Here is a 22,852-nt window from a genome sequence, read left to right as displayed (position 1 = left end):
ATTGAGCCCATACCGCATGATTTCCGCCAAACCGCTTTCAGCATGCCAAAGACCATGACAACCGGGCTCGATAAAACCGACCGCGCGATTCTCGATGCGCTGCAAAAAGACGGCCGCATGTCGAATGCGCGGCTGGCCGAAACGGTCGGCCTGAGCGAAACGCCGTGCGCGCGCCGGCTCAAGCGGCTCGAAAGCGACGGCTATATCGATCAATATCGCGCGGTGCTGTCGCGCTCCGCGCTCGGTCTCGGCGTAGTCGCATTCATCTACGTGCGCTTCGCCGTGCACGACCGCGCCACGGCAACGCGTTTCGAGCGTGAGGTGCAGGCCATCCCGCGCATTCTGTCGTGCCATAACGTGTCGGGCAGCGCCGATTACATCCTGCAGGTGGTCGCACGCGATCTCGACGACTATGGCACCTTCATGCGCGATCAACTGCGCAGCCTGCCTGGCGTGACTTCGGTGGAGTCGTCGCTGTCGTTGCGAGAAGTGAAGAGCAACGGCGGGCTGCCATTATCCTGACCGTGAACGTGGCATAGTCTCACCCACTTGACCCGGTATCAGCCGGCCAGCAACCAGACAAACAGGGAGTTTTCATGGATCAGGACCAGCAAAAGGCGCGAGCCGAAGAATCGGCCGCAATGGAGCGGGTATTGACCGCGACGCAGCGGGTGCAGAGTGCGTTTGCATCGCTGCAATCACAATTCCCGCCGGCGGGCAGCGGCAAGCCTTCGCAGTTCGCGTTGCAAACCTTCGACGCCGCGTTGCAGGAACTGGAAGATGCGCAGGCGGCGTTTGACGAAATGCTCGGCGATCTGCTCGACGGAAATCGTTGACTGCACGCGGGGGCGGCGTTGATGTGTCGAGGCCGTGGGCGCTTGGGGCATCGCGGCTTTGAGTTGCAACATTTGCCGATGACCGGGTTAAAGATCGTAGACCCTGACCTCGCGCTCCAAACTTGCGATTGGCCTTGAGCGCGTTGCTCAACGAATGCCAGCCTGCATCACCTCAACGGGCCTTGGCCTTTAACGCTTCAGCGCAAGCCCGCGCAAGCGCACCTGAGCGACCGCCCCCACGCAACTCTCACCGCTCGCCCACTTCGATAAGCGGCTCGCAGAGAATCGGAAAATTGACCGAGTTCGCGACATAGCACCGCTCGTGCGCCACATGATGCAAGCGCTCAGCCAGCGCCACATCGGCGCCTGCGCGAACCACCACGCGTGGCCGCAAAACGATCTGTGAAAATCTGCCTTGCCGCGGATCGTCGAGCATCGTGCCTTCGGCATTGTCGTGATAATCGAGCACGACTACGCCGGCATCCGAGCACAGATGCAGGTACCACAGCTTGTGACAGGCGGAAGCCGACGCGACCAGCAGGTCTTCCGGATTCCACCGGCTGGCGTCGCCGAGAAACGCTGGGTCAGACGAACCCGCAATGGCCGGCTTGCTGCCTGCGGTAATGATGTGATCGCGGCCGTAGTCGCGATATCCCGAAGTACCACTGCCGCGGTTGCCTGTCCACGTCACCGATACCTGGTACTTGTGCTCGCCGTACGCCATACGCTGTCTCCTGATTGTCGAACCGGATCCGGTTACCGGGACCTGCATTCTAAATGCGGCAGGATCAGGAGAAAGCATCAACGCGCATTATCTGGACGGTGCTGCCCGGCCGGTCACGTTCGGCGCGCGTGGGTCGGGACTCATGTACAGGCTCGTGCCGTTAGCCCGCATGCTGTTGAGCGCAGGAGCCGATGGCACGCCGCCGGGTACGCCTCCCGTTGAGCCTCCTGTCATACCACCCAACGCGGAACCACCCGGCGTCAGACCTGTACCGGCTCCGGTTCCGGTACCGGCCGTTGCGCCGCCATTATTGCTCGCGCCAGATTGCGCGCTGTTGGCTGCGCCGGAGCCGGCAGTGCCGGACTGCGCCTGCGCCGCGTCTGCAAGACCCATCATGACCAATGCGAGCGAAGTTGAAACAAGCGCCGTTCTCGCGATACCGCCTAATACGATCTTCATGGCTCACTCCATCACATCATTGAACTGCGTGAGCGCGGCGTCCGCATGACGGAGCGCTCACAGAGTGAGACGTTGCGCGACGGCGTTTGTTCACGACTGGCGCCGCCGACGCGCCTCACAAGTCCGCGTCATTTCTCCGAACAATCACGTAACGCTTCGTGATTTTTCCGACGATTTTTATCGACATCTGAAGGCAAAATGACCGGTGCAAAAGGAATAATCGAACGCCCATGCGCGTTATGATCGATCGTGACGCCAGAACGGCCGCGAGAACAATAGATCACGCACGATGGAGCACGCTTATATCCACCTTTTGCATCAACTTGCCGGCCACTCGGCATGGATGCTCACGGTCGTTTTTCTCGCGGCCTTTCTTGAGGCCATTGCCGTTATCGGCACGTTCATTCCTGGCAGCACCGCAATGTTTCTCGCCGGTGCGCTGACCGGTACCGGCTCGTTGAGTCTCGGCTGGGTATTCGTGTGGGCAATCGTGGGCGCGATTGCCGGCGACGGCATGAGCTTCTGGCTCGGCGGCCGCTACAAGGAGCGGATCGTCCAGATGTGGCCGTTCAGCAAGCACCCCGAGGTGCTGGAAACGGGCCATCGCTTCTTCCGCAAACATGGCGCCAAGAGCGTCGTGCTTGCGCGTTTCATCGGACCGTTGCGGGCCATCGTGCCGGTGGTGGCGGGCATGCTCGGCATGCCGCCCATCCGCTTCTACGCGATGAACGTGCTGTCCGCATTGCTGTGGGCGCCCGCGCATATCCTGCCGGGCGTGGTGTTCGGCGCGTCGGTACTGCTGGCGGGCGCGGTGTCGTTCCGCCTCGTCGTGATCCTCGCTCTGCTGGTCTGTATCGTCTGGCTGAGTTTTCGCGGCGCGGGCTTCCTGCTGTCCCATGCCAATGCATGGTCGAGCGCGGTGGGCCGGCACCTCGGCAGCTGGGCCTGCCGGCACCCGGGTCCGTTCGGCCGTGCTGCCCGCAGAATGCTCGACCCCGACACGCCGGATGCCAGCCATATTCTGGTCACCTCGGTGGTCGTGCTGGTGGCTGGGGCGCTCTTTTTCGGCGTGCTGGGCGACGTGGTTAGTGGCGATCCGCTGACCACGGTCGATCTCTCCGTCTACCACTTCCTGCAATCGGTGCGCACGCCGTGGGGCGACGCCGTCCTCGCGGGCCTCGCAACGCTCGGCAGCGGCATCACGCTGATGGCGCTGATCGTCACCGTGGTCGTGTGGATGATGCTGGAGAAGCGTTGGCGCACCATCGGCTACTGGCTCGCGGCGGTCGTGTTTTCCCAATTACTGATCTTCGGCTTGCAATTCGCCATGCATCGCGCGCCGCCCAATGAACTGATGACGGCGCATTACGTGTTCCCCAGCAATCACGTCGCCGCCACCGTCATCGTGTACGGCTTTCTCGCGTTTCTGCTGGCGCGGCGCGTCGGCAAACTGGAGGGCGTGCTGGTGGCGGCGGCCAGCACGATTATCGTGATCGTGGTCGCGCTGTCGGGCATCTATTTCGGCCGATACTGGGTGTCCGACGCCATCGGTGGCGCCGCGCTCGCCTATATCTGGGTGGCGATCGTCGCGCTGACGGCCATGTGGCGCCACCCCAACGCGCCGCCTGCCCGCACCTTCATGCCAGTCGTGGTGCTGGCGGTCGTGGTGGTCAGCGTGGCGGTTCAGCTTGGCATGAGCACGCTCGCGCCGCCGCCGGACACCTCCGCCGCGCCGCCGCCCACGGTGCTGTCGCAGTCGGAGTGGACGCTGTCGGCGTGGCGGCGCCTGCCGTGTTACCGGTCGGACATGGGCGGCGATCATCGCGAGCCGCTCACGCTGCAATGGGCCGCGGAGCCGGCATCGATCCGCGGACAACTGCGTGCGCGCGGCTGGATCGAGGGGACCGACGTGTCCGCGCACAGCCTGCTCTCGCTCGCGTCGCCCGACGTCGCGGCGGTGTCCCTGCCGGTGCTGCCCAAGCTGAATAATGGCGTGCCGTCGTCGCTGGTCTTCATGCGTCCCGGCGACACGCGCGCCGAACGCGACGTGCTGCGCTTCTGGCCAAGCGGCTTTGCGGTGAAGAACGGCGAATCCGCGACGCCGCTGTGGGTCGGCAGTTTCGCGCACGAGCGGCTGTCGCGGCCATCGTGGCCGCTTAACATTTTGCGGGTCGACAAAGCCGTGGGTTCGTTCGACGCCCACCCCGCATCGCATGACGGCCTTGGCGCAGAAGTGCTCGCCAAAGTGGAGTGCCATGGCGTGCCGGTGTCACTCCTCGCCGCGCCGATGGAATGAGCGTTACGCCACCAAGCGCACGTTTGCTGTGTCCGGGAACAATTCGCTCTGCGTTCAAGTAGTTAGGATGATTGGCCAGGAGTTGTCCACAAGGATATGAACATTTTCTGTGGATAAACCTGGCAATACGAACGCATTTTTTCGACGGTCAACATCTCGGCCCATGAGCGCCACAACTGGCCACTTCCGTCGTCCACCTGATAGTTAGAAGCACCCAACGCCTCGGTCATTCTTCCGTCAGTTTCTCGCCACCTTCGCTCTGTATGCTGGTTGAATCGCAGCGATCATCCGGAGAGAAACATGGCGTCTTTTCCGCTGTTTATCGTTGGCTCTCCGAGGTCGGGCACGACCTTTCTGTGTTCCGTCCTGAACGTGCATCCGCTGATCCAGTTGACCAATGAGTGTCGCGTTTTCGCGTTGCTCAAGGACACCCTGGAGGTCGGCAGCCACCGGCCTGATCTGCTGAGTCAGGCCTGCGTCGATCGCTTTGTCCACTTCGGTAAGCGCACGCTCGGTGCGTGGGTCGAGCGGTTCTATCGCGAGGAACTCGAGATCACCGCGCCGATCTGGGGCGACAAGCACCCGTCCTATGCGGATCCTACGGTGCTCTCGGGCCGCCTCGGTTCGGTTGAACACCTGCCGCGCTCCGGCTCCTGCCTGCGGCTGATACGCGAGATGCTGCCGCAAGCGCGCTTCATTCACATTCATCGTGATCCCCGCCATGTGGCCAACTCGCTGCTGCATAAGCACTGGACCGGCTCGATCGATGACGGTGTGCGCGTGTGGGGGCAATACGTGAGCGAGATCCTCGACTTCTTCGACGAACTCCCTTCGCAGCTCGGCTTGACGATTCCGTATCGCGGACTGATCGAAGACCCGGCCGCGACCAGCGCGAGCATCGGCAAATTTCTCGACCTGACAGACGCATCGCCGATCGGCGACTTCCTCATCTCTCAGCGACATGCGCCGACGCCATTCAGCGATCCGGTGACCGATATCGCCGATCTCTATGTGATCCCTAATCAGCCAGCTGGCGACGACAAGCTGCTGGCGCTGGCCGGGCGAGCGGCGACGCATCTGGGCTATGCGGCGGCATAACCGGCCTGGAGCCCCACGGGATTACCTGGGCGATCGATCAGCCCACGAGACCGTTGCGCGACGCCGGCAACTTAAAAAGTGTCCGCGTCGATCACCGCCTGCGCAAACGCCTGGGGCGCCTCCTGAGGCAGGTTGTGGCCAACGCCGCCCTTGACGGTCCGGTGCGCGTACTTGCCGGTGTATTTGCCCGCATAGCTCGCCGGCTCGGGATGCGGTGCGCCATTGGCGTCACCTTCTAACGTGATGGTCGGCACCGTGATCGTGGGGGCAGCAGCGAGTCGCTTTTCCAGCGCGTCGTACTTCGACTCGCCTTCAGCGAGGCCCAATCGCCAGCGGTAGTTGTGAATCACAATCGCGACGTGATCGGCATTGTTGAGAGCATCGGCGGAACGGTCGAACGTCACATCGTCGAAATTCCATTTTGGCGATGCGTTCTGCCAGATCAGCTTCGCAAAATCGTGGCGGTTGGCCTGGTAGCCAAGACGCCCGCGCTCGGTGGCGAAATAGAACTGATACCACCAGGCCAATTCCGCTTTCGGCGCGAGCGGCGTGGCCGCCGCCGCGGGATTGCCGATCAGATAGCCGCTTACCGCCACCAGCGCCTTGCAGCGCTCCGGCCACAGCGCCGCGATGACATTCGCGGTACGGCCGCCCCAGTCATAGCCGCCAAGCACCGCTTTCTCGATATGCAATGCGTCCATCAGCGCGACGATATCGACGGCGATGACCGACTGCTGGCCGTTGCGCCTCGTCTCGTCAGAAAGAAAGCGGGTCGTGCCGTAGCCGCGCAGAAATGGCACGATCACGCGATAACCCGCCGACGCAAGCACCGGCGCGACATCGGCAAAGGCATGAATGTCGTACGGCCAGCCGTGCAGAAGGATCACTGCGGGACCGTTGGCCGGTCCTTGCTCCGCATAGCCGACGCTCAGCAAGCCCGCGTCGATCTGCTTCAGAGGTCCGGGCGACGGGTGGGCACCCGCAACGACGCCGGACCCGCTCGCCGGTTTGTTTGGACTGGACTGCGCGTTCGCGGACCCGATCGTGCCGGCTTGCGCAGCGGCCAGCGTCATCGCTGCAATGCCGAGGAAGCCGCGCCTGCGGGAATCGATTTGCTCCGACATCTGTTCTCCTTCAGCTCAATCGAATGCAGGTTGCATCGGAATGCGACCAAGTATTGAGACCGGGTCATTTGAACCCGCCATCTTAAGGGAGCGATGGCGTCCGATGCATCCCGGCCGGTTTCTGCCGATAGAGGACGAGATGCAAAGCGGCGAACCGTGGGGGTAATAAAAAACCCGGACCACTTCGTTGCCGCGCATTGCCAGGCCGGACTAACGGCTAACGCAAAAGCGCCCGTATCCCATTCAGCAACTTGTCGATTTCGGCATCTGTCGTCAGATAGCTGACCGAAGCCCGCGCAATCTCCTGGAGTCCGCGCGATTCCATATCGAACGGCGTATAAGCGACACCGTTGCTGCCAATCGTCACGCCTTGCTCTGCAAGACTGCGTTGCACGTGGCTCGCATCGAGTCCGGCAACGTTGAAGGCGATCAGCCCGGAGCGTTCGACGCCCAGATCGAGCACCGTCACGCCGGGAAGCGCCGCGAGTTGTCCGCGTAAGTGCTGCGCAATGCTGTCGATCCGTGCGCGAATGTTGTCGATGCCAATGTCGAGTGCCTCCTTGAGCGCATTGGCTAATCCACCGTGCAACGCGAGCGAGGCTTCCGCCAGTTCAAAGCGCGCCGCGTCGTTGCGCAGCACCGGTTCGCCCGCTGCATCGAGGGGTGCGGAATGCGTGTCGACGAATGCGGGCGTGACGCGCGATAGAAAGTCCTGCCGCACATAGAGGAGACCCGTCCCTCTCGGACCTCGCAGCGCCTTGCGGCCCGCGCCGGTCAGCACATCGCAACCCAACGCGACGACGTCGACCGGCACCTGCCCAACGGCCTGCGCACCATCGATGAAATACGGAATGCCGTAGCGTCGCGCGACCTGTCCGATCGCCGCTGCGGGATTGATCACTCCGCCGTTCGCAGGCAACCAGGTGAGCGCGATCAGGCGCACCCGCTCGTCGATCATCGCCTCCAGCGCGTGAGGGTCCGTTGCGCCGCTGGCATCGCACGGAATCACCTCGATCGATACACCATCGCGTCGCGCAGCGATACGCATTGCAGCAAGATTGCCACCCCATTCGTGCCGTCCGACCAGAATCCGCTCACCTGATTTCAACCGGCCCAATGCAGCAAACGCAGCGCCCCAGGCGAACGAATTGCCCGTCGTCAAGGCAATTTCCGATGCCTGCGCATTGAGCAGTTGCGCAGCAAGTTGCCGTGCGCGTTCACTCTGTTCACGTCCGAACCCGCCGGCTTCCATCTGGCCCATCGTGGCTTCCCGCCACAGCTGAGCATGGATCGCCTCCAGCGTCGCGGACGACGGCAGCGAAGCGCCTGCATGATTGAAATGGGTGGTCGTTTGTGTGCCGGGCGTTTGAGCGCGCAGCGCGTCCACGGCGGCAGTCGAAAGCGGAGTAGACATGTTTTTTCCTGTCACGCGATGTCGCGCGAGGTGGGAACGAGTGAGATCACAGCATCGACTTCAACAGCCACGCCGGCCGGCAGCGCGGCGACGCCGACCGCACTGCGCGCATGCCGCCCGGCGTCGCCGAATACCTGCACCATCAGATCGGAAGCACCGTTGGCCACCGCGCTCTGCCGATCGAAACCCGGCGCACTGGCAATGAACACGGTGAGGCGTACGACGCGTGCCACACGGTCCAGACGGTCATCTGTTGCAGCGACGATCTGCGCAAGAACACCTAGCGCCGCCAGTCGCGCCGCCGCGATGCCCTCTTCATCGGAAAGCGTGTCGCCCAATCGTCCTTGATAAGCGGGCGCTCCGCCCTGGCGCGAAATCTGCCCGGAGATATGCAGAAGATGGTGATCCTGGACGAAGGGGACGTAATTGGCCGCGGGGGAAGCAGCGGGTTCAAGCGTCAAACCGAGACTGGCAACACGAGCGGAAATCGAATTGGACATGACAGGGGTGACCGGTAGTTGATCGATGATTGATCGGGTTCGGGAAAAACGATCCTATTCGCTCCAGCTTCGACTGACCAATCAATTCTTGCATGCGACAGATGAGCCAGACTAATGCGTCTCGTCCAATCCATCCTGCCGCGCCGCTTCGCCGAGCCAGTCGCGAAATGCCGCGGCTGCGCCACTCAGGCTGCCCTTTGGCGTCACCAACCACCATCCGACGCGGGCGTCATCCAGGATTGCTTCGGGTAGTACCTGCACGAGTTCTCCGCTCGTCAGTTGCCGGGCGATCAGATGGTGGCGGCCCATCGCAATGCCCTGACCGGCAAGCGCGGCTTCCACCACGATGTTGTAGTCATGCAATTGCACCATCTGCGTCTGACCGAGATCCACGTCGAAGCGTTTCGCCCACCCATCCCATTCGAACGAATTGTTCGAATACGAAGTAAGAAGCGGAAAACGCAGTATGTCCTGCGGTTCGCGCAAACGCTTTTTTCCCGTGACCAGAGACGGCGCGCAAACCAGTGACAGGCGCTCCGGCATCAAGCGTTGCGCACGGACGCCTGGCCAGCCGCCACGGCCATAACGAATCGCCACATCGACTTCGCCGGCCGCCACATTGGCCAATGCAATCTCGGGCCGTAATTGCAGCGTGATGCCGGGGTGAGTGGCGGAGAATGCCCGCAATCGGGGCGCCAGCCAGCGGGTCGCGAAAGAAGCCAGCAGGCCGACTGTCAACGTGGTTTTTCCGGCCGGGCGTGAGCGAATCTGTTCGGTGCCAAGCCGAAGCAGTTCGAACGCGTCGCGGACCTTCGCGTAATAAGCTTCGCCGTGCGGCGTCAGTGCAATCGCACGTGTGCGGCGCTCGAACAAAGCGACGCCCAGATCGGCTTCCAGCTTCTGGATGTGATGACTGATTGCGCTTTGCGTGACGAAGAGTTCCTGTGCCGCATGACTGAAACTCATTCGCCGCGCGGCAGCTTCAAACGCGCGTAGAGACAGAAGAGGCGGCAAGGGGCGAGACAGGCTCATCAGGCTGGGATTAAAGGTGCGAGAGGTTCGTCATATTACGCGTCGGCAAGCTTTAACCGCGCAAACTTTGGCGCCTGCCCCATTCGCCTGGCGTGGTTACAGCGGAGGACGATGCAGTTCGGCCCAACGTTGCACGGACGGCCTCTCCCACTGACGGGTCGCATAATCAGCCAATCTTGCCGGCACGGGATCGCCATGCATGACAAGCCGATTCAGCATGACCGGGAGATCCGTGTCGGCAATGCACCACTCGCCGAACAGATTGCGTGAATCGGCAGAAAGCAAAGCTTCAGCCGCAGAGAACAGTTTCTGGGCGGCTGACTGCGCGGTGGCGGAAAGCGGCGCGCCGCGTACGCCATAGAACACGACCTGAGTCGAGCGTTCTTCGCGAATAGACATCAGATCGCTGCGCAACCACGCCTGTACCTGGCGAGCTCGCGCTCGAAGCAATCTGTCTCGCGGATAAACGCGCGTTTCGGGAAACGCTTCTTCAAGGTACTCCGTAATCGCCGATGACTCCGACAGTGCGAAATCCCCGTGAACGAGCGTCGGCACTCGCTGCGTCAGCGACGTGGCGGCGTATTGATCTTCCTGATTGGCGTGCCGGTCCAGATCGACGGTAGAGAGGTCGAACGGCAGATTCTTTTCGTGAAGGGTCACGAAAACCGACATCGCATAAGGGCTCGTGAGTTGAGCGTCGGCATAGAGACGGAAACGGCTTTGCTGCAAGATGTGCTCCCCTGTCGCGTGAGTTCTTGTATAGCCTACATGAAAACTCCCGGGAAACCTGGTCGGCGAGCAACGCAACGCTTATCGTTCTTTATTGACACACCGTATTCCGATGCGTCGATAAAGAACGCCTCGCCACGCACTGTGTTTTGTGAGCACTGCGCATAGCGAGGCTTCTGGCTTATCGCCGGCGAATCAATAGAACGACAATGCCCAGCACGATCAGTGCCGCTACGGCCATTCCAACTCGCGCAATCATAATCAGCGGCGATGCCTCGCCGCCTTGACGCAAGGTTTTCACCTGCTGCACCGTCACAGACGCATCCGGATTCCCATACTGTTTGAGCAGATAGTTACCCAGTGTCGCGATCTGCTGATCGGAAAGCAGGCGGCCAAATGCGGGCATCAGCACATCCGGCGCACTGTCCTGCCGATGCACGCCTTCCAGCATCACCATCACGAGGTTATTGGTGTTCGCATGACCCAACGCCGTGTTATGAAACAGCGACGGCAGACCCGGACCGTCGATGCCTTGCCCCGCTCCTTCGCCATGCGCCTGGTGACAGCTTGCGCAATACGCGTCGTAAATCTGCGGACCGCTCATCTGATTCGCGTCAGCCGGTAGCGGCACGCCGCGAATTTCATCGAGACTCGACTTCGCACTGCCCCATGTGTCGGCGGCCTGACGGTCTCCGGCATGATGGACCGGCGGACTCGACTTGAGATAGACCGCCATTGCACGCAGATCGCTGTCGCTCAGATGCTGGAAGCTGTTGTCCACCGCTTCGGCCATCGGACCCGCTGCCTGCGCGCGGCCTACTACATGACCCGTGCGCAGGTACGCGGCGATTTCCTCTTCGCTCCACGAACCAATCCCGCTCGCCGGATCAGACGACACGTTAGGTGCGTACCACGTCCCCACCACGCTGCCGCCCAGAGCCGCCGACGTGTCTTCTGCCATCAACGCGTTACGCGGTGTGTGACAGGTGCTGCAATGCGCGAGACCCTGCACCAGATACGCGCCGCGATTCCACTCGACGCTCTTCGCCGGATCGGCCTGGAACGGCTGGTGATCGAGGAACAGCAGGTTCCACGCAGCCATCGACAGACGTACGTTGAACGGGAACGGCAGCTGGGTCGGTGGCGGCGATGTATCGACCGGTGCGACGCCGTGCATGAAGTACGCGTAAAGCGCCTTTACATCGTCGTCACTGACCTTTGCATACGACGTATAAGGCATGGCCGGATACAGATGCTGTCCATCCGCACGCACGCCTTGCCGCAGCGCCGCGCTGAACTGCTCGAGCGTGTAGTTGCCGATGCCGTTGGTTCTGGACGGCGTGATGTTGGTGGAGACGATCTCGCCAAGCGGGGTCGCGAGCGGTAGGCCGCCTGCGAACGGCTTGCCTTGCGGCGCACTGTGACAGGCGATGCAATCACCCGCTTTCGCGAGATATTCACCCCGTTTGACGAGGTCATCGTCAGCAGCATGGGCCGCGGACACGAGTCCAACCGACGCGAACAACGCCGCGCACAAATGGCGTTTAAACGCCGTGAACGGAAAATAAGTCATCTTCAGGCGTTTGCGTTGATGTGATCGGCCGAGCGAAGCGCAAGCGCTACTGCGGTGAGTGTCGAGTTGACGGTAGCGGCCGTCGGCATGACGCCGGTACTCGCGATGTACAGGTTCTCGTGATCGTGCGTGCGTCCGAATGCGTCGACCACCGAGTCCTTCGGATCATGGCCCATGCTCATCGTGCCGGTGATGTGCTGGTTGTTGCCATACACGCCGTCGGGGCTATAGCGCAGATTCGTGCCGCCCATCAGCTTCGCGATGCGCGTGTATTCGTCGCGTGCCGCAGCCATGCCCTTGTGCACGTAATCGTTCATCGCGTAGTGCATTTGCGGCGTCGGAATGCCAAGCGCGTCTTTCCGGTCGCTGAGCGTCACGCGATTATCCGGATCAGGCAGAATTTCCAGCACGTTCTTCAAACTGCACTGGCGTGCCGAATGAAAACGAATCTGCTGTTCGAGTTCTTCGCCATACACGCCCTTCGCAATCAGCGCTTGCGTGACCGACAACACTTGCGACGAGTTCGAAATGTCGATCCGGAACGCCGCATGCTCTGAACGGAATGCGCCGTCGCGCAGCGCGTTGATCGAACTCGGGCTCATTGGGCCACGGCCCGGCCACAGTTCTTCATCGGCATCGAACACGAGACCGTTGCTCGGGTGATCCATCAGATGACGGCCCACCATATCCGAGTTATTCGCGAGACCGTTTTTGAATTTATCGCTGGCCGACAGCAGCAACAGCTTCGGACTTTCAATACCGTTCGCCGCGAGAATGAAGGTCTTGCCCGTCACGCGATGCGAGACCTTGTTCGGATCGTAGTAATGCACTGCGACGATACGGCCGCGTTCATCGTGCTCGATGCGATACACCACCGCGTTTTCGACCAGCTTCGCGCCGGCTTTTTCCGCTGCGTCGGCAGCGAGACCGCCGTGATATTGCGCGTCGATCGGACAAATCGGCATGCAGTTGTTATTGCCACAGCACGCGGGGCGGCCGTCGTAGGTACGGCTATTGCGCGCGGTCGTATTGGTGATGACGTCGTAACCACCCGGTGCGAGGCGCTCGCGAAAACGCTGCTCCAGAAACGATTCCGCGACCGGTTGCATCGGGAACGGTTTGGAACGCGGCGAACCGTTATTCGGTGCGCCCGACACGCCCATCTTCACTTCGGCTTCGTAATAGAAGGGTTCGAGGTCTTCATACGAGATCGGCCAGTCGCGGCCCACGCCGTATTGCGTTTGCAGACGGAAGTCGTTTGGCAGCAGACGCCATGCTTGCGCCGCCCAATGCCAGGTCGTGCCGCCGACCATGCGGATGTACTCCGCCTTATACGGATACGGTCCTGCCTGCACGAGATAATCGTTATCGACAGGCTGATAAACCGGATGCGGCGCCCATGACGAAAACGGATAAGGCGACATGAAGTCGCCTTTACGCGGGGAATTACGGAAGTTCGAAACGATGCGGCCGCGATCCACACGCGGTCCCGCTTCGAGTATCAATACAGACGCACCTTGCGACACGAGACGATGGGCCGCGAGAGAGCCGACGATACCCGAGCCGATAACAACAATATCGGCTGACAACTGGTCAGACATGCTTTGTTCCTTGAATTACCGATGAAGCGTCAGGCTGCCGAGAGGGGATTACGGCCCCAGCTTCCATAGGGACCATAGGCGTAGCTCGGCGGCTTCAACCGGTCGGATACCACGACATTCATCAAACTGGTTTCATACGTCACGCAACGTGCGAGCGGGCCCGCGCCGACCACCCCGACATACCATGCTGTGGCGATTTGACGCGGCAGTTTCGCGAACGGCGCATTCGCTGCATCGAGAGAAACCTGCAATTGCTTTGCTGCAGACGGATTGCCGGCAATAAACGCTGCGAGTGCATTCAATTGCGTGACAAACGACGGAACCGTAGCGACGAGACCGGCATAAAGCCGGTTTGCCTGAACGGAGTCGAGCGTTGCGCGCCCCGTGATAACACGCGACACGTTTAAAAATGCTTCAGGCGCTGCCGCAGTAGCGGGAGTAGTTGTTTGCGCGTTGGCGAGAGGCCATGGAATAAAAGAACTTGCGTAGCTTGCCAATATGCTGGCCAGCATAAGGCGCCGGCCGGAATTCGGCACGGCGTGGCCCGTATCGGGCTCGTGGGGTTGCGTCATTTGTAATGTAAAGTCCAGATCTACCGAAGCTGATAAATGCTGCTTCTTTTATCAGCATGCGCCGTAATTATAACGCGACTGCGTTCGATCGCCTTGTCAAGGTGGCGTGGTGGCGCGGCTAATATCTGCGTGACGATTTGCGCAACCTGTATTCGTTGGGTTCTTTTTTCGCATCGTCGGCCGCAATCGCATCGGACATCGCGGTGAGTTGAGTGCGAACCACTGCGTCGATTCTGCCGGCCTCGCGCAACCGCCCTGCGCTGCAGCGAGGAGCGAACCACCTGGCCGAAATCTGTTTGCGTATGCACGCTTTCCCCTCATCGATCCGCGCTCTCGCGCCGGATACCCCCGCCGCCAGCACTACACCGAGAACTGGAATTTCGTGATACCGTACGCGTCGTTCTGAAAAGAACAAGTTCTCGGGGCGGGGTGAAACTCCCCACCGGCGGTAATCGCGCCAATCGGCGCGTAGCCCGCGAGCGCTCTGTCATCGGTCTTAGGTGCGGAGGTCAGCAGACCCGGTTAGATTCCGGGGCCGACGGTCATAGTCCGGATGAAAGAGAACGGGACGGCCTGCGCTGTTCGCGAAAGCGATATAGCGGGAAGGGCCGTCCTTCGCCCTGTTCACACCAACAGGCTGAAGTCCATGAACATCGCAACCTCACTCCATTCAGAAACACAACACAGCTCCTTTAACGGCAACCGCACGCGCATCGCTTTCATTCAGGCATGCTGGCATCGCGATATCGTCGATCAGTGCAAGATCGCGTTCATCGAAGCAATGAAAGATCGTGGCTATAGCGCTGACGACATCGACCTCTACGAAGTGCCAGGCGCATTCGAAATTCCGCTGCACGCCAAACGCCTCGCGCAAAGCGGACGCTACGCAGGCATCGTCGCGGCGGGCCTCGTGGTCGACGGTGGCATTTACCGGCACGAGTTCGTCGCTCAAGCCGTGATTAGCGGACTCATGCAGGTACAACTCGACACCAGCGTGCCGGTCTTTTCCGCGGTACTGACGCCGCACCACTTCCACGGCGAAGAACATGCGAAGTACTTCAAGGAACACTTTCTGGTGAAGGGTGCGGAAGCGGCTCATGCATGCGCGGACACGGTTCGGAAATTCGCGGCACTGCCGGTTGCGTAATACCGCTTTGACGTAACGCAGGGCGCCAGTGAGCGAGTGGAAAAATGTTTTCTCTCAGATCACTGGCGTCAACATCACGTCCCAGCGGACGGCGACTTCTCGACTGACGCCGCACCACTTGTCAGCTTCATATTGCCGATGGGATTGTGCGCGATTCCAGCATGACGGTTATCGGCAGAGACCCGTGTGCGATGCGCGGGTATGACTCTGTGAGCATCCGATAAGCTGAATTTTTCTAAAGCCTGGCTAAGCCAAAGGCTATGGCGTTTTCGTGCCGCGACGCGCCACGATCGAAACGACTTTCGCTGCTATGCGATGCCGACCCACACCCTCATGCGTCTATCGGCACGACATACCCGCACTCAATCAGTGTGTCGTCGATATAGGGTGTTTCGAAAAAATCGTGTTCAGGATGCTCGCCAGCATACGGTGCGAGTACCGCACGGATACCCAACTCTGTTACCGCGAAGCGCTTCTGCCCGTGAAGCGCCACTACCTATCCTCGGTGGACAGAAGCGCCCCTGTGTCGCGCAACCGTGCCGACATCCGGCCTCAGCAGACGGTTCTCGCGATCGCATCGACTCAAAACGCATCGCGCGTTCCGCACGGGGTCATCGATCATTTTGAGATACGTCATCCTATAACATACCATTTTACAAAATTTCATTTTTTACGACAATGGCGGCTAGTTGAAAGACGTTTACGGGTTTACATTACTTCCATCGCCCATCCCATCAATGTAACAATAAGAAAGAGATAGGATGACATATAACATTCCGGGCGACAGAGGTCGATGCAAAATCGACCCTGCCAGCTCGCGGAGACAACCCATGCTGGTCAAGAAGCCTTATCAACCTTTGTCCAACGGCATCCGCTACGCAATGCGCGACCATGGGATTTCACCAGGTTATTGGGCATCACACAGCACCCGGGCTCTCGCCCCAGACATCCGGCAAGCACGCCGTTTCGCCCGAACCAGTTGATCGCGTTCGGCGCACCTCGAAGCCTCACCGCACCCCTTTCCCCTTCTGACACACCGGGCAATAGCGATCGCGTCACCGCGCGATGGCGTCGCTCGGCTGTCTTCCGACTCAACTGCCACACATAGGATAAGGACATGTTAATTCGCATTACTGCAGTCATATGCGCGCTTGCGACGCTTTCCGCTTGCGGATCCGACGACACGCCGCCACCACAATCGGCTACCACGCCCACACCGGTCGCGGCAGCGCCGTTCAAGGTCGGCGTCACGACCAGCGACGCCGCGCTGCCACCCGCACCGCAACTTCCCACCGACACCCAGGTGTGCAGCACCGTCGAAGCCAGCAATAGTTATGTGCGCCAGCCAAGCGGCGCACTGGGACCGGAAGCGGATAACGGCACGACCTCGGCAATCCTGAATCCGGACCAGCAACGCATTCAGGCTGCGCTCGACGCGTGCGGCGCGGCCGTGGATGCCGAAGTCGGCGCAACCATCGCCGCGGCGGACGCAGCGGCCGCGGCCTCGCAAACGGCGGCGGCTGTGCCCAACGTCAATATCGCGGGCGCATCGGCGCAGCAACTGGCGCAGCCGCAGTACCGTGCGAGCAAATTCGCGGTGCGGCTCAGCGTATCGAGCACCGGCGCGGGCAACGCGTTCATCACCGGCCCGCTGACGCTGCCGTCCGGCGTCACGCTGTGGGTCGACACTGGCGTCACCGTGTACGCAACCCGTGACGTGATGGCCTATGCGCCCAACGCCGCCGGCCCGTATTGCGCGAACACCGCGGTCAGTTCGACCAAAGCGGGTAGCTCGGGCAACTGCCTGCCGTTGATTGGCGGCAACTACCTCGTGAACTCCGCGATTGTCGGCGGCGGCAGCATCGATAGCCGCGCCGCGTCGGAAATCGTCAGCTCGAATCCGCTCTACCCGCTGATGCGTGTGGACCTGACCTGCACGAATACCTACGCCGCGTACGCAGCCGGCAAGCAGGCCACCACGGGCACATCGTGTGATAACGGCGGGACGTTCGTCGATACAGCTGCCTCGTCGCGTCATATGACGTGGTGGGATCTGGCATGGCTCGGCAACATGATCGAGAACGGCACGTCAGGCGTCGGTTCGCAGTCGAACTTCCGCATGATGGTCTTCAGCTATGCGAAGAACCTGACCTTGTACGGCATCACGCTGAACAACAGCGCGAACTTCCATGTGGTGCCGAGTGGCGTCGACGGTTTGACCGTGTGGGGCGTGAAGGTGCAGACGCCGTCGTTGTCGGCTTCGGCGAATCCCGCAGGCAATGGCAACCCGAATTACCTCGGCATGCTGCCAAGCATCGATACCGCCAAGAATACCGATGCGTTCGATCCGGGCTCCGCAGCGAAAGCCGTGGTCCAGGCGTTGACGACCGGTAACGGCAAGACGTCGAGCGCGGGCAAGATTGCATTCGACGGTTATCTGAAGAACGCCGTGTTCGCGTACAACTACCTCAGCACGGGCGACGACGATATTTCGCCGAAGGGTTCCAACAACCCGAGTCCGGCCGGTTCGGGACTGTTCGGTATCGACGGCAATCGCAATGTCGCGACCGATCGCAAATACGGTTTTGTGATTGCGCATAACCATATTTATGCGGGTCACGGTATCTCGATTGGCAGCGAAACCAATGCGGGTGTCACCAACATTCAGGTCTACGACAACTCGTTCGACGGCGCAGAATCGGCGCTGCGCATCAAATCGGATTGGGCACGAGGCGGCACGGTGACCAATATCAACTACAACAACATCTGTATTCGCAATAGCGACAATGCACTGGTGTTTACACCGTACTACAGCACCAAAGCACTGCCGAATCCGACGTCGCCGCTGTACCCGAACTTCCATGACATCTCGGTATCGAACGTGCATATCATCGGCAGCACGGCAGTCCAGCTGCAAGGCTTCCAGGCCAATACCGGCGGTATTGCGCATGCGCAGATTCCGCTTGGCATGACGCTGACGAATGTACTGGCCGATTCGCCGGATACGGTGGCCGTCAGCACGTCGGATGCAAACCTGACACTGAGCAACGTCAACCTGCCGATTTTTGCATCGACGGCAAATAACGTGACGTTGAACGGCGTCGCCTCGCGCTCGCTCAGCATGGCGACCGCGGTGGATTGCAGCGCGGCTTACGTGGACTTCCCAGGTATTGGCGAATCGTCGCCCGCCGGTCAGACGTGGCCGGGTTCGCAATAAGCACGACATAAGGTAGCGAAATAGCGCGCCGCTTCCAAAGCCGGATACGGGTCTGGAATCCTGGATCCTGGCTTTGAGAGCGGGACGCGCTACTCACTCATCTGTTGCGGGGAAGGCGATTCTTTATCGGCCTTCCCCTTATTGCTTTTTCATACGCCGCCGACATCCTATGCATAACGCATAGTTAAAGCTTCCCACTTATTGAGTGCCCGCATTTCAGTTGACGCTGGCGAAATAGTAATAAGTACCGATCTTCTCCCCGCTCTTCCGCACGCCTGCCAAAAGATGGCTTCTTCGGCCTTCTTTTCCGCGCCAACTCCGTCTGTTGTTTCAAACATCCAGCATTGCGCGACTTTCCTTGTCGCCACGGCACAACTTCTCCCGCTCAAACGCTTTGCACTGTTGTAAAGCGCACCGCCACGCGTTCGCACTCATTCGACAATAAAACCCGTCGATCGTCCCGGATGCTTGCCCCCGCAAGCGTTTGCGTCGTCACAGCGCCGCCTTGAAATGGAATACGCCGGCTCATAACCGCGAGGTCCGTTGAATTACCTTGGGGGTAGCATTCGAAGAGGTGTCTGTCAATTTTGACGGACAGCTTTGCGCTGATTCCGGCGTTAATTCAACCTATGGGAAAAAACAAATGAGAACTTCTTTCCACAGAGAAGTATTGACCGATTCCCACGAGCAAAACGGTCTTCAATTGCAGCGCAATAGTGCTCCTTTGGCACTCAAGCACGTCATTCACCCAGAAGAGATTCGCGATAACCTTCCACAGGGTCAAGGCGGCATCGGGTTCATGTTTCACGCTACCGACTGGGATACGCTTTCATTTTCATTTCACAACGTGAAGCAGCGAGATGCGCTATTCGAAGAGGAGCTTTGGAATACGAAGCCTTTTATCGCATCGCCTATCTATCAGGGTTCGCAGGTGATCGGCGCCAACATTGCGTGTCCGGTGCCACTCGAAATGTGGCTCGGCAGTCCGCGTGGCATCAAGCGGTTCCGCGAGACGCAATTCTTTCCGGCACTCGAACTGGCCAGACAGGCCGGCCTGAACATGGTGGCGATGGGTGCATCCACCCCGTACGCGTGTAACTACGGAGCACTCCCGCGCCCTATCAAGCCGCCTCATATCACCACGGGTCATGCGGCCACCGCGGCGATGCTCAAAGACTGGGCGGTTCATTGCTGCAATGAACTCGACCTCGAGTTCGGCAACACGAAACTCGCGCTGTTTGGCGCGGCCGGGCGACTCGGCACCACGGTGGCTAAATACGTGCTCTATAAGGATGCGCCAAAAGAACTGGTGTTGATCGACTTGCCGGACAAGGTGAACCTGCTCAGGGACCAGGCGCAAGAACTTCTTGCCTCCGATCTGCTCGGCAAGTCGAAGGTGTCGATCCACACCTTCAGCCCGGACACGCCGCTGCCGCAGTTCGACGGCGCCATCCTGACCAGCAGCACCAGCGTGCCCTACCTCACGGCCGCCGACCTCAAACGGGCGCAGTTCTGGATCGACGACTCTCATCCTCGCGCGGCAAGCGTCGACGCTGAACTCGCGTCGCGCGACCATACGCTATATATTGAGTGTTTTGCCCGTGGTCCGGCCGGCCTCGACACGAAGTTTCCGTTCCGACTGCCGACCAACCGCGATTGCTATACCTGTTTCGCCGAAGGCTATTCAGCCTGGCAGGAAGGCATTGCTTCTGACTTCATCATCGGCAGCCCGCCCGTCTGGTCGGTTTCCTATACGCATAGCCTTCTGAAAAAATACGGGTTTGCGGTCGGTCCGTTTCATGGAAAAAACGGCTCGCCGATCAATCTGGGCACGCAGCATAGCGGCGAGCATGAATTGATGGGGCCTTAAACCTCAACTGAGCATCCACGGAGGCCTGATGGTCGTACCGCGCGAAAGCATGCGGGACATGCTGGAAAGAAGCCGGTTTGCAATTCGATGGGGAGGCGCACTGGGCCTCCTGTGCCACCCCATCTATTACGTCATCTGGACGTATGTTCTGCCCCAGCCTTACGACAATCTTCTGCTACGCCTGAGTGCAGCGGCTGTCTGCGTGCCGTTGCTATTTCAGTCGCATTGGCCAAAACGGTTTAACCACTTTCTGCTGATTTACTGGCATTGCTGCCTGATCTACGTATTACCGTTTGTCTGCACGTTCCTCACCATCAGAAACGGATTCTCCACGATGTGGATGATGACCGAGGTCATGATGATCTTCATCATGGCGTTGTGCATCGACAATCCGCTTCTGCTCATGGCCTGCATTGGCATTGGCATGTTCTCCGGCACCGTGGCGGCCGTCGCTACCACTCCAGCGCCCATTATTCTCGACGCCGCCACGCAGTCCAATCTCGCCTTACTACCGGTTGTCGTGTTATGCAGTATGGCGTTCAGTCACGCGATCAGCAAAGGGCGCATTTTTGTTGAAAAGAACCGGGCATTGCAGGCGCTCGCGGGATCTATCGCGCATGAAATGCGCAACCCGCTTAGTCAATTGAGGCATGTTCTGGATCGGGTGGAGGAGGCACTGCCCGCCACCACGGGATCAACCCAGTCGACCGCGTTATCGCCCGCGAAATCCGCCGAGCTTTATCAACATGTCGCGCATGGGCAATTGTCGATCGAGCGCGGTCTGCGCATCATCGCGATGACGCTCGACGAAGTGGGCGACAAATCGATCCATTCGGAACATCTGACCTATCTGAGTGCCGCGGATACCACGCGCAAAGCGCTGGACGAGTACGGATTCGATAATGACAAGGAACGTAGCAAGGTCAAACTCGTGGTGCAGGAAGACTTCATTTTCAAGGTCGACGAGACGGTCTATCTGTTCACGTTGTTCAACCTGATCAAGAACTCGCTTCATCACATTGCCACGCTGCCGTTAGCTACCTTGACGCTCAAGATCGACCGGCAGTCGGTCATCGTCATGGACACGGGCACGGGCGTAAAGCCCGAAATCCTGCAACACCTGTTCGAGCCGTTCCGGACCGCGGGCAATTCGGCCGGCACAGGGCTTGGACTCGCTTATTGTCAGAGGGCCATGCAGGCGTTCGGCGGAAGCATCAGTTGCCGGTCGGAAGTCGGCAAGTTCACCGAATTCACGCTGCAATTTCCCGCCGTCCCGGAACAGGAAGTGGCAGGCCATGAACACAGGATTCTCGAACGTGCGACGCCGTTTTTCAAAGAGAAACGCGTGCTGATCGTCGACGACGAAGCCAGCCACCGGACCAGAACCTGTCGCGCGTTGTCCCGGGTCGGCGCACAGGTGGCATCGGCTGAAAGTGGTGCGAGGGCATTGGCCATGCTTCAGCAATCCACCGCTTACGACCTCGTCCTGATGGACATCAATATGCCGGGCCTGGACGGCTATGCCACCGCGGAAAAGATCCGCGCCAATCGCCGCTATCCGAATTGGGATGTGCTGATCGTGGCCTATACGGCCGAACCCGGCAATGCCGCACGTGTGCATGCGCGTAGAGCCGGCATGGATGACATGGTCAGCAAATCGTCCGGCGTGCTGGAATTGATCACGTCTTTACAGACGCTCCTCGAAAATGGTGAGGAGCGTCACCAGAGTCAGAGATCCGACGGTCTTGCGGGCAAATCGATTCTCGTCGCGGATGACGACACTTACAGCAGACTGGTCGCCAAGGCGAGCCTGGAGCGCTACGGTGCAACCGTTATCGAAGCGGAACACGGGCAGGCCGTGCTGACCCGATTGCAGGAAGAAAATTTCGTCGACGCCATCGTGATGGACATGAACATGCCGGGCATGAGTGGCGCGGAGACGACTGCGGCAATTCGCGCTCGTACCGACGCGTATGCCGGCATACCGATCATTGCATTGACCAGCCAGTCCGACAATGATTCGGTGCAGGCGTGCCTCGCAATCGGCATGAACGAAGTCATGATCAAGCCCGTGCACGGCGACTCGCTTTACGACTGCGTAGCAAGGCAATTTACACAGCCGCCCAAATCGAATCAGCCTGCGAACGCGAATCTGCCGCAAGCGTCTATTACGCCAGTCGAACGGCCTGTTCCAATTGCGGAGAGTGCTCCGTCAGAAAGCCTGCTTGATGAGCGACATCTGGAAGAACTGATCGCGCTCGATCTTATGGACGAACCTTTTCTCAATGGCATTGAACAGATCCGGGTACTCGTGACGCGAATCGCCGCCGATGCAGCGGCCAACGATCTGGAGTCGACGCACAACGCATTGCATCTTCTTCTCGGAATCAGCGGCAATATTGGCGCAAAGGCACTGCATCAATTTGCAAGGCAAATATACCCACCGTTCATTGCAAAGAAATGGCCGGTGCAAACCGACTGGGTCGCGCGAATTAACGGGCTGGGCACTCGTTCTGCCGACGCACTGCACAGATACTACGTAGAAACGAAAGCACTTCAGGATCATCGGGACGCACTAAGCAATAGTAGCGCGCCGCCCTACTGATGGAATCAGACGATATCGCCGATTCCGGTGTGACCCGATCTGGAAAAGAAACCAA

At 59.9% G+C, this 22,852-nt stretch carries 18 protein-coding genes and 1 riboswitch; of the genes, 8 read left to right on the top strand and 10 right to left on the bottom strand.

Features of this window, described 5'->3' with window-relative positions; genetic code table 11:
• Positions 1 to 54: 54 nt before the first annotated feature.
• Positions 55 to 522 (top strand): Lrp/AsnC family transcriptional regulator, encoded by a 468-nt coding sequence (locus tag LMG28727_RS13620; protein WP_201642895.1) that lies wholly within the window; start codon positions 55 to 57, stop codon positions 520 to 522.
• 74 nt (positions 523 to 596) lie between these two features.
• Positions 597 to 836: a hypothetical protein gene (locus LMG28727_RS13615; RefSeq protein ID WP_201642834.1), complete on the top strand. Its 240-nt coding sequence runs from the start codon at positions 597 to 599 to the stop codon at positions 834 to 836.
• 247 nt (positions 837 to 1,083) lie between these two features.
• Here the strand turns inward: LMG28727_RS13615 and LMG28727_RS13610 are convergent, their stop codons facing one another.
• Together LMG28727_RS13610 and LMG28727_RS13605 are read right to left on the bottom strand one after the other, a co-directional pair.
• Complete coding sequence (locus tag LMG28727_RS13610) at positions 1,084 to 1,560, bottom strand: OsmC family protein (protein ID WP_201642833.1); 477 nt, start codon at positions 1,558 to 1,560, stop codon at positions 1,084 to 1,086.
• Positions 1,561 to 1,647: 87 nt separating this feature from the next.
• Positions 1,648 to 2,019, bottom strand: a complete 372-nt coding sequence (locus tag LMG28727_RS13605) for a hypothetical protein (RefSeq protein WP_201642832.1) — start codon at positions 2,017 to 2,019, stop codon at positions 1,648 to 1,650.
• 289 nt (positions 2,020 to 2,308) lie between these two features.
• On the opposite strand from LMG28727_RS13605, the gene LMG28727_RS13600 reads away from it, so the two are divergent.
• Positions 2,309 to 4,315, top strand: coding sequence for a bifunctional DedA family/phosphatase PAP2 family protein (locus tag LMG28727_RS13600; protein WP_201642831.1), 2,007 nt, complete (start codon positions 2,309 to 2,311; stop codon positions 4,313 to 4,315).
• Between the two features lie 300 nt (positions 4,316 to 4,615).
• Positions 4,616 to 5,413, top strand: coding sequence for a sulfotransferase family protein (locus LMG28727_RS13595; protein ID WP_201642830.1), 798 nt, complete (start codon positions 4,616 to 4,618; stop codon positions 5,411 to 5,413).
• A 71-nt stretch (positions 5,414 to 5,484) separates the two neighbouring features.
• Here the strand turns inward: LMG28727_RS13595 and LMG28727_RS13590 are convergent, their stop codons facing one another.
• From LMG28727_RS13590 to LMG28727_RS13555, 8 genes are all read right to left on the bottom strand, one after another.
• On the bottom strand, positions 5,485 to 6,537 hold the full coding sequence (locus LMG28727_RS13590; RefSeq protein ID WP_201642829.1) for an alpha/beta fold hydrolase: 1,053 nt from the start codon (positions 6,535 to 6,537) through the stop codon (positions 5,485 to 5,487).
• Between the two features lie 217 nt (positions 6,538 to 6,754).
• Complete coding sequence (locus LMG28727_RS13585) at positions 6,755 to 7,951, bottom strand: aminotransferase class V-fold PLP-dependent enzyme (RefSeq protein ID WP_201642828.1); 1,197 nt, start codon at positions 7,949 to 7,951, stop codon at positions 6,755 to 6,757.
• An 11-nt stretch (positions 7,952 to 7,962) separates the two neighbouring features.
• Entirely contained in the window at positions 7,963 to 8,451 is a 489-nt protein-coding gene (locus LMG28727_RS13580; RefSeq protein ID WP_201642827.1) for a RidA family protein, read from the bottom strand.
• 111 nt (positions 8,452 to 8,562) lie between these two features.
• Complete coding sequence (gene gcvA / locus LMG28727_RS13575) at positions 8,563 to 9,483, bottom strand: transcriptional regulator GcvA (protein WP_201642826.1); 921 nt, start codon at positions 9,481 to 9,483, stop codon at positions 8,563 to 8,565.
• Between the two features lie 96 nt (positions 9,484 to 9,579).
• Positions 9,580 to 10,212 (bottom strand): glutathione transferase, encoded by a 633-nt coding sequence (gene yfcF / locus LMG28727_RS13570; RefSeq protein WP_201642825.1) that lies wholly within the window; start codon positions 10,210 to 10,212, stop codon positions 9,580 to 9,582.
• Positions 10,213 to 10,393: 181 nt separating this feature from the next.
• A complete protein-coding gene (locus LMG28727_RS13565) occupies positions 10,394 to 11,785 on the bottom strand; it encodes a c-type cytochrome (RefSeq protein WP_201642824.1) in 1,392 nt (463 codons plus the stop codon).
• Between the two features lie 2 nt (positions 11,786 to 11,787).
• A complete protein-coding gene (locus LMG28727_RS13560) occupies positions 11,788 to 13,386 on the bottom strand; it encodes a GMC family oxidoreductase (RefSeq protein WP_201642823.1) in 1,599 nt (532 codons plus the stop codon).
• A 29-nt stretch (positions 13,387 to 13,415) separates the two neighbouring features.
• Positions 13,416 to 13,898 carry a sorbitol dehydrogenase family protein gene (locus LMG28727_RS13555; protein ID WP_236591847.1) on the bottom strand — a complete coding sequence of 161 codons (483 nt, stop codon included), beginning with the start codon at positions 13,896 to 13,898 and terminating at the stop codon, positions 13,416 to 13,418.
• Positions 13,899 to 14,369: 471 nt separating this feature from the next.
• Positions 14,370 to 14,527, top strand: a riboswitch (FMN riboswitch).
• Positions 14,528 to 14,604: 77 nt separating this feature from the next.
• Here LMG28727_RS13555 and LMG28727_RS13550 point away from each other — a divergent pair.
• From LMG28727_RS13550 to LMG28727_RS13535, 4 genes are all read left to right on the top strand, one after another.
• Positions 14,605 to 15,105 (top strand): 6,7-dimethyl-8-ribityllumazine synthase, encoded by a 501-nt coding sequence (locus LMG28727_RS13550; protein WP_201642821.1) that lies wholly within the window; start codon positions 14,605 to 14,607, stop codon positions 15,103 to 15,105.
• 1,117 nt (positions 15,106 to 16,222) lie between these two features.
• Entirely contained in the window at positions 16,223 to 18,322 is a 2,100-nt protein-coding gene (locus tag LMG28727_RS13545; protein WP_201642820.1) for a glycoside hydrolase family 28 protein, read from the top strand.
• A gap of 643 nt (positions 18,323 to 18,965) precedes the next feature.
• A complete protein-coding gene (locus LMG28727_RS13540; RefSeq protein WP_201642819.1) occupies positions 18,966 to 20,192 on the top strand; it encodes a hypothetical protein in 1,227 nt (408 codons plus the stop codon).
• 28 nt (positions 20,193 to 20,220) lie between these two features.
• On the top strand, positions 20,221 to 22,797 hold the full coding sequence (locus LMG28727_RS13535; RefSeq protein ID WP_201642818.1) for an ATP-binding response regulator: 2,577 nt from the start codon (positions 20,221 to 20,223) through the stop codon (positions 22,795 to 22,797).
• Positions 22,798 to 22,852 lie beyond the last annotated feature (55 nt).

Origin of the sequence: Paraburkholderia metrosideri, assembly GCF_904848625.1 — a bacterium.
Taxonomy (GTDB): Bacteria; Pseudomonadota; Gammaproteobacteria; order Burkholderiales; family Burkholderiaceae; genus Paraburkholderia; species Paraburkholderia metrosideri.
The sequence above is the reverse complement of the archived record's forward strand: the minus strand, read 5'-3'. Positions and strand labels throughout refer to the sequence as shown.

Coding starts and splice junctions, on each gene's coding strand:
- LMG28727_RS13615 (WP_201642834.1), top strand. CDS start 597: ATGGATCAGGACCAGCAAAAGGCGCGAGCCGAAGAATCGGCCGCAATG.
- LMG28727_RS13595 (WP_201642830.1), top strand. CDS start 4,616: ATGGCGTCTTTTCCGCTGTTTATCGTTGGCTCTCCGAGGTCGGGCACG.
- LMG28727_RS13605 (WP_201642832.1), bottom strand. CDS start 2,019: ATGAAGATCGTATTAGGCGGTATCGCGAGAACGGCGCTTGTTTCAACT.
- LMG28727_RS13535 (WP_201642818.1), top strand. CDS start 20,221: ATGGTCGTACCGCGCGAAAGCATGCGGGACATGCTGGAAAGAAGCCGG.
- LMG28727_RS13590 (WP_201642829.1), bottom strand. CDS start 6,537: ATGTCGGAGCAAATCGATTCCCGCAGGCGCGGCTTCCTCGGCATTGCA.
- LMG28727_RS13545 (WP_201642820.1), top strand. CDS start 16,223: ATGTTAATTCGCATTACTGCAGTCATATGCGCGCTTGCGACGCTTTCC.
- LMG28727_RS13610 (WP_201642833.1), bottom strand. CDS start 1,560: ATGGCGTACGGCGAGCACAAGTACCAGGTATCGGTGACGTGGACAGGC.
- gcvA (WP_201642826.1), bottom strand. CDS start 9,483: ATGAGCCTGTCTCGCCCCTTGCCGCCTCTTCTGTCTCTACGCGCGTTT.
- LMG28727_RS13540 (WP_201642819.1), top strand. CDS start 18,966: ATGAGAACTTCTTTCCACAGAGAAGTATTGACCGATTCCCACGAGCAA.
- LMG28727_RS13580 (WP_201642827.1), bottom strand. CDS start 8,451: ATGTCCAATTCGATTTCCGCTCGTGTTGCCAGTCTCGGTTTGACGCTT.
- LMG28727_RS13550 (WP_201642821.1), top strand. CDS start 14,605: ATGAACATCGCAACCTCACTCCATTCAGAAACACAACACAGCTCCTTT.
- LMG28727_RS13555 (WP_236591847.1), bottom strand. CDS start 13,898: ATGCTGGCCAGCATATTGGCAAGCTACGCAAGTTCTTTTATTCCATGG.
- LMG28727_RS13600 (WP_201642831.1), top strand. CDS start 2,309: ATGGAGCACGCTTATATCCACCTTTTGCATCAACTTGCCGGCCACTCG.
- LMG28727_RS13565 (WP_201642824.1), bottom strand. CDS start 11,785: ATGACTTATTTTCCGTTCACGGCGTTTAAACGCCATTTGTGCGCGGCG.
- LMG28727_RS13560 (WP_201642823.1), bottom strand. CDS start 13,386: ATGTCTGACCAGTTGTCAGCCGATATTGTTGTTATCGGCTCGGGTATC.
- LMG28727_RS13620 (WP_201642895.1), top strand. CDS start 55: ATGACAACCGGGCTCGATAAAACCGACCGCGCGATTCTCGATGCGCTG.
- LMG28727_RS13585 (WP_201642828.1), bottom strand. CDS start 7,951: ATGTCTACTCCGCTTTCGACTGCCGCCGTGGACGCGCTGCGCGCTCAA.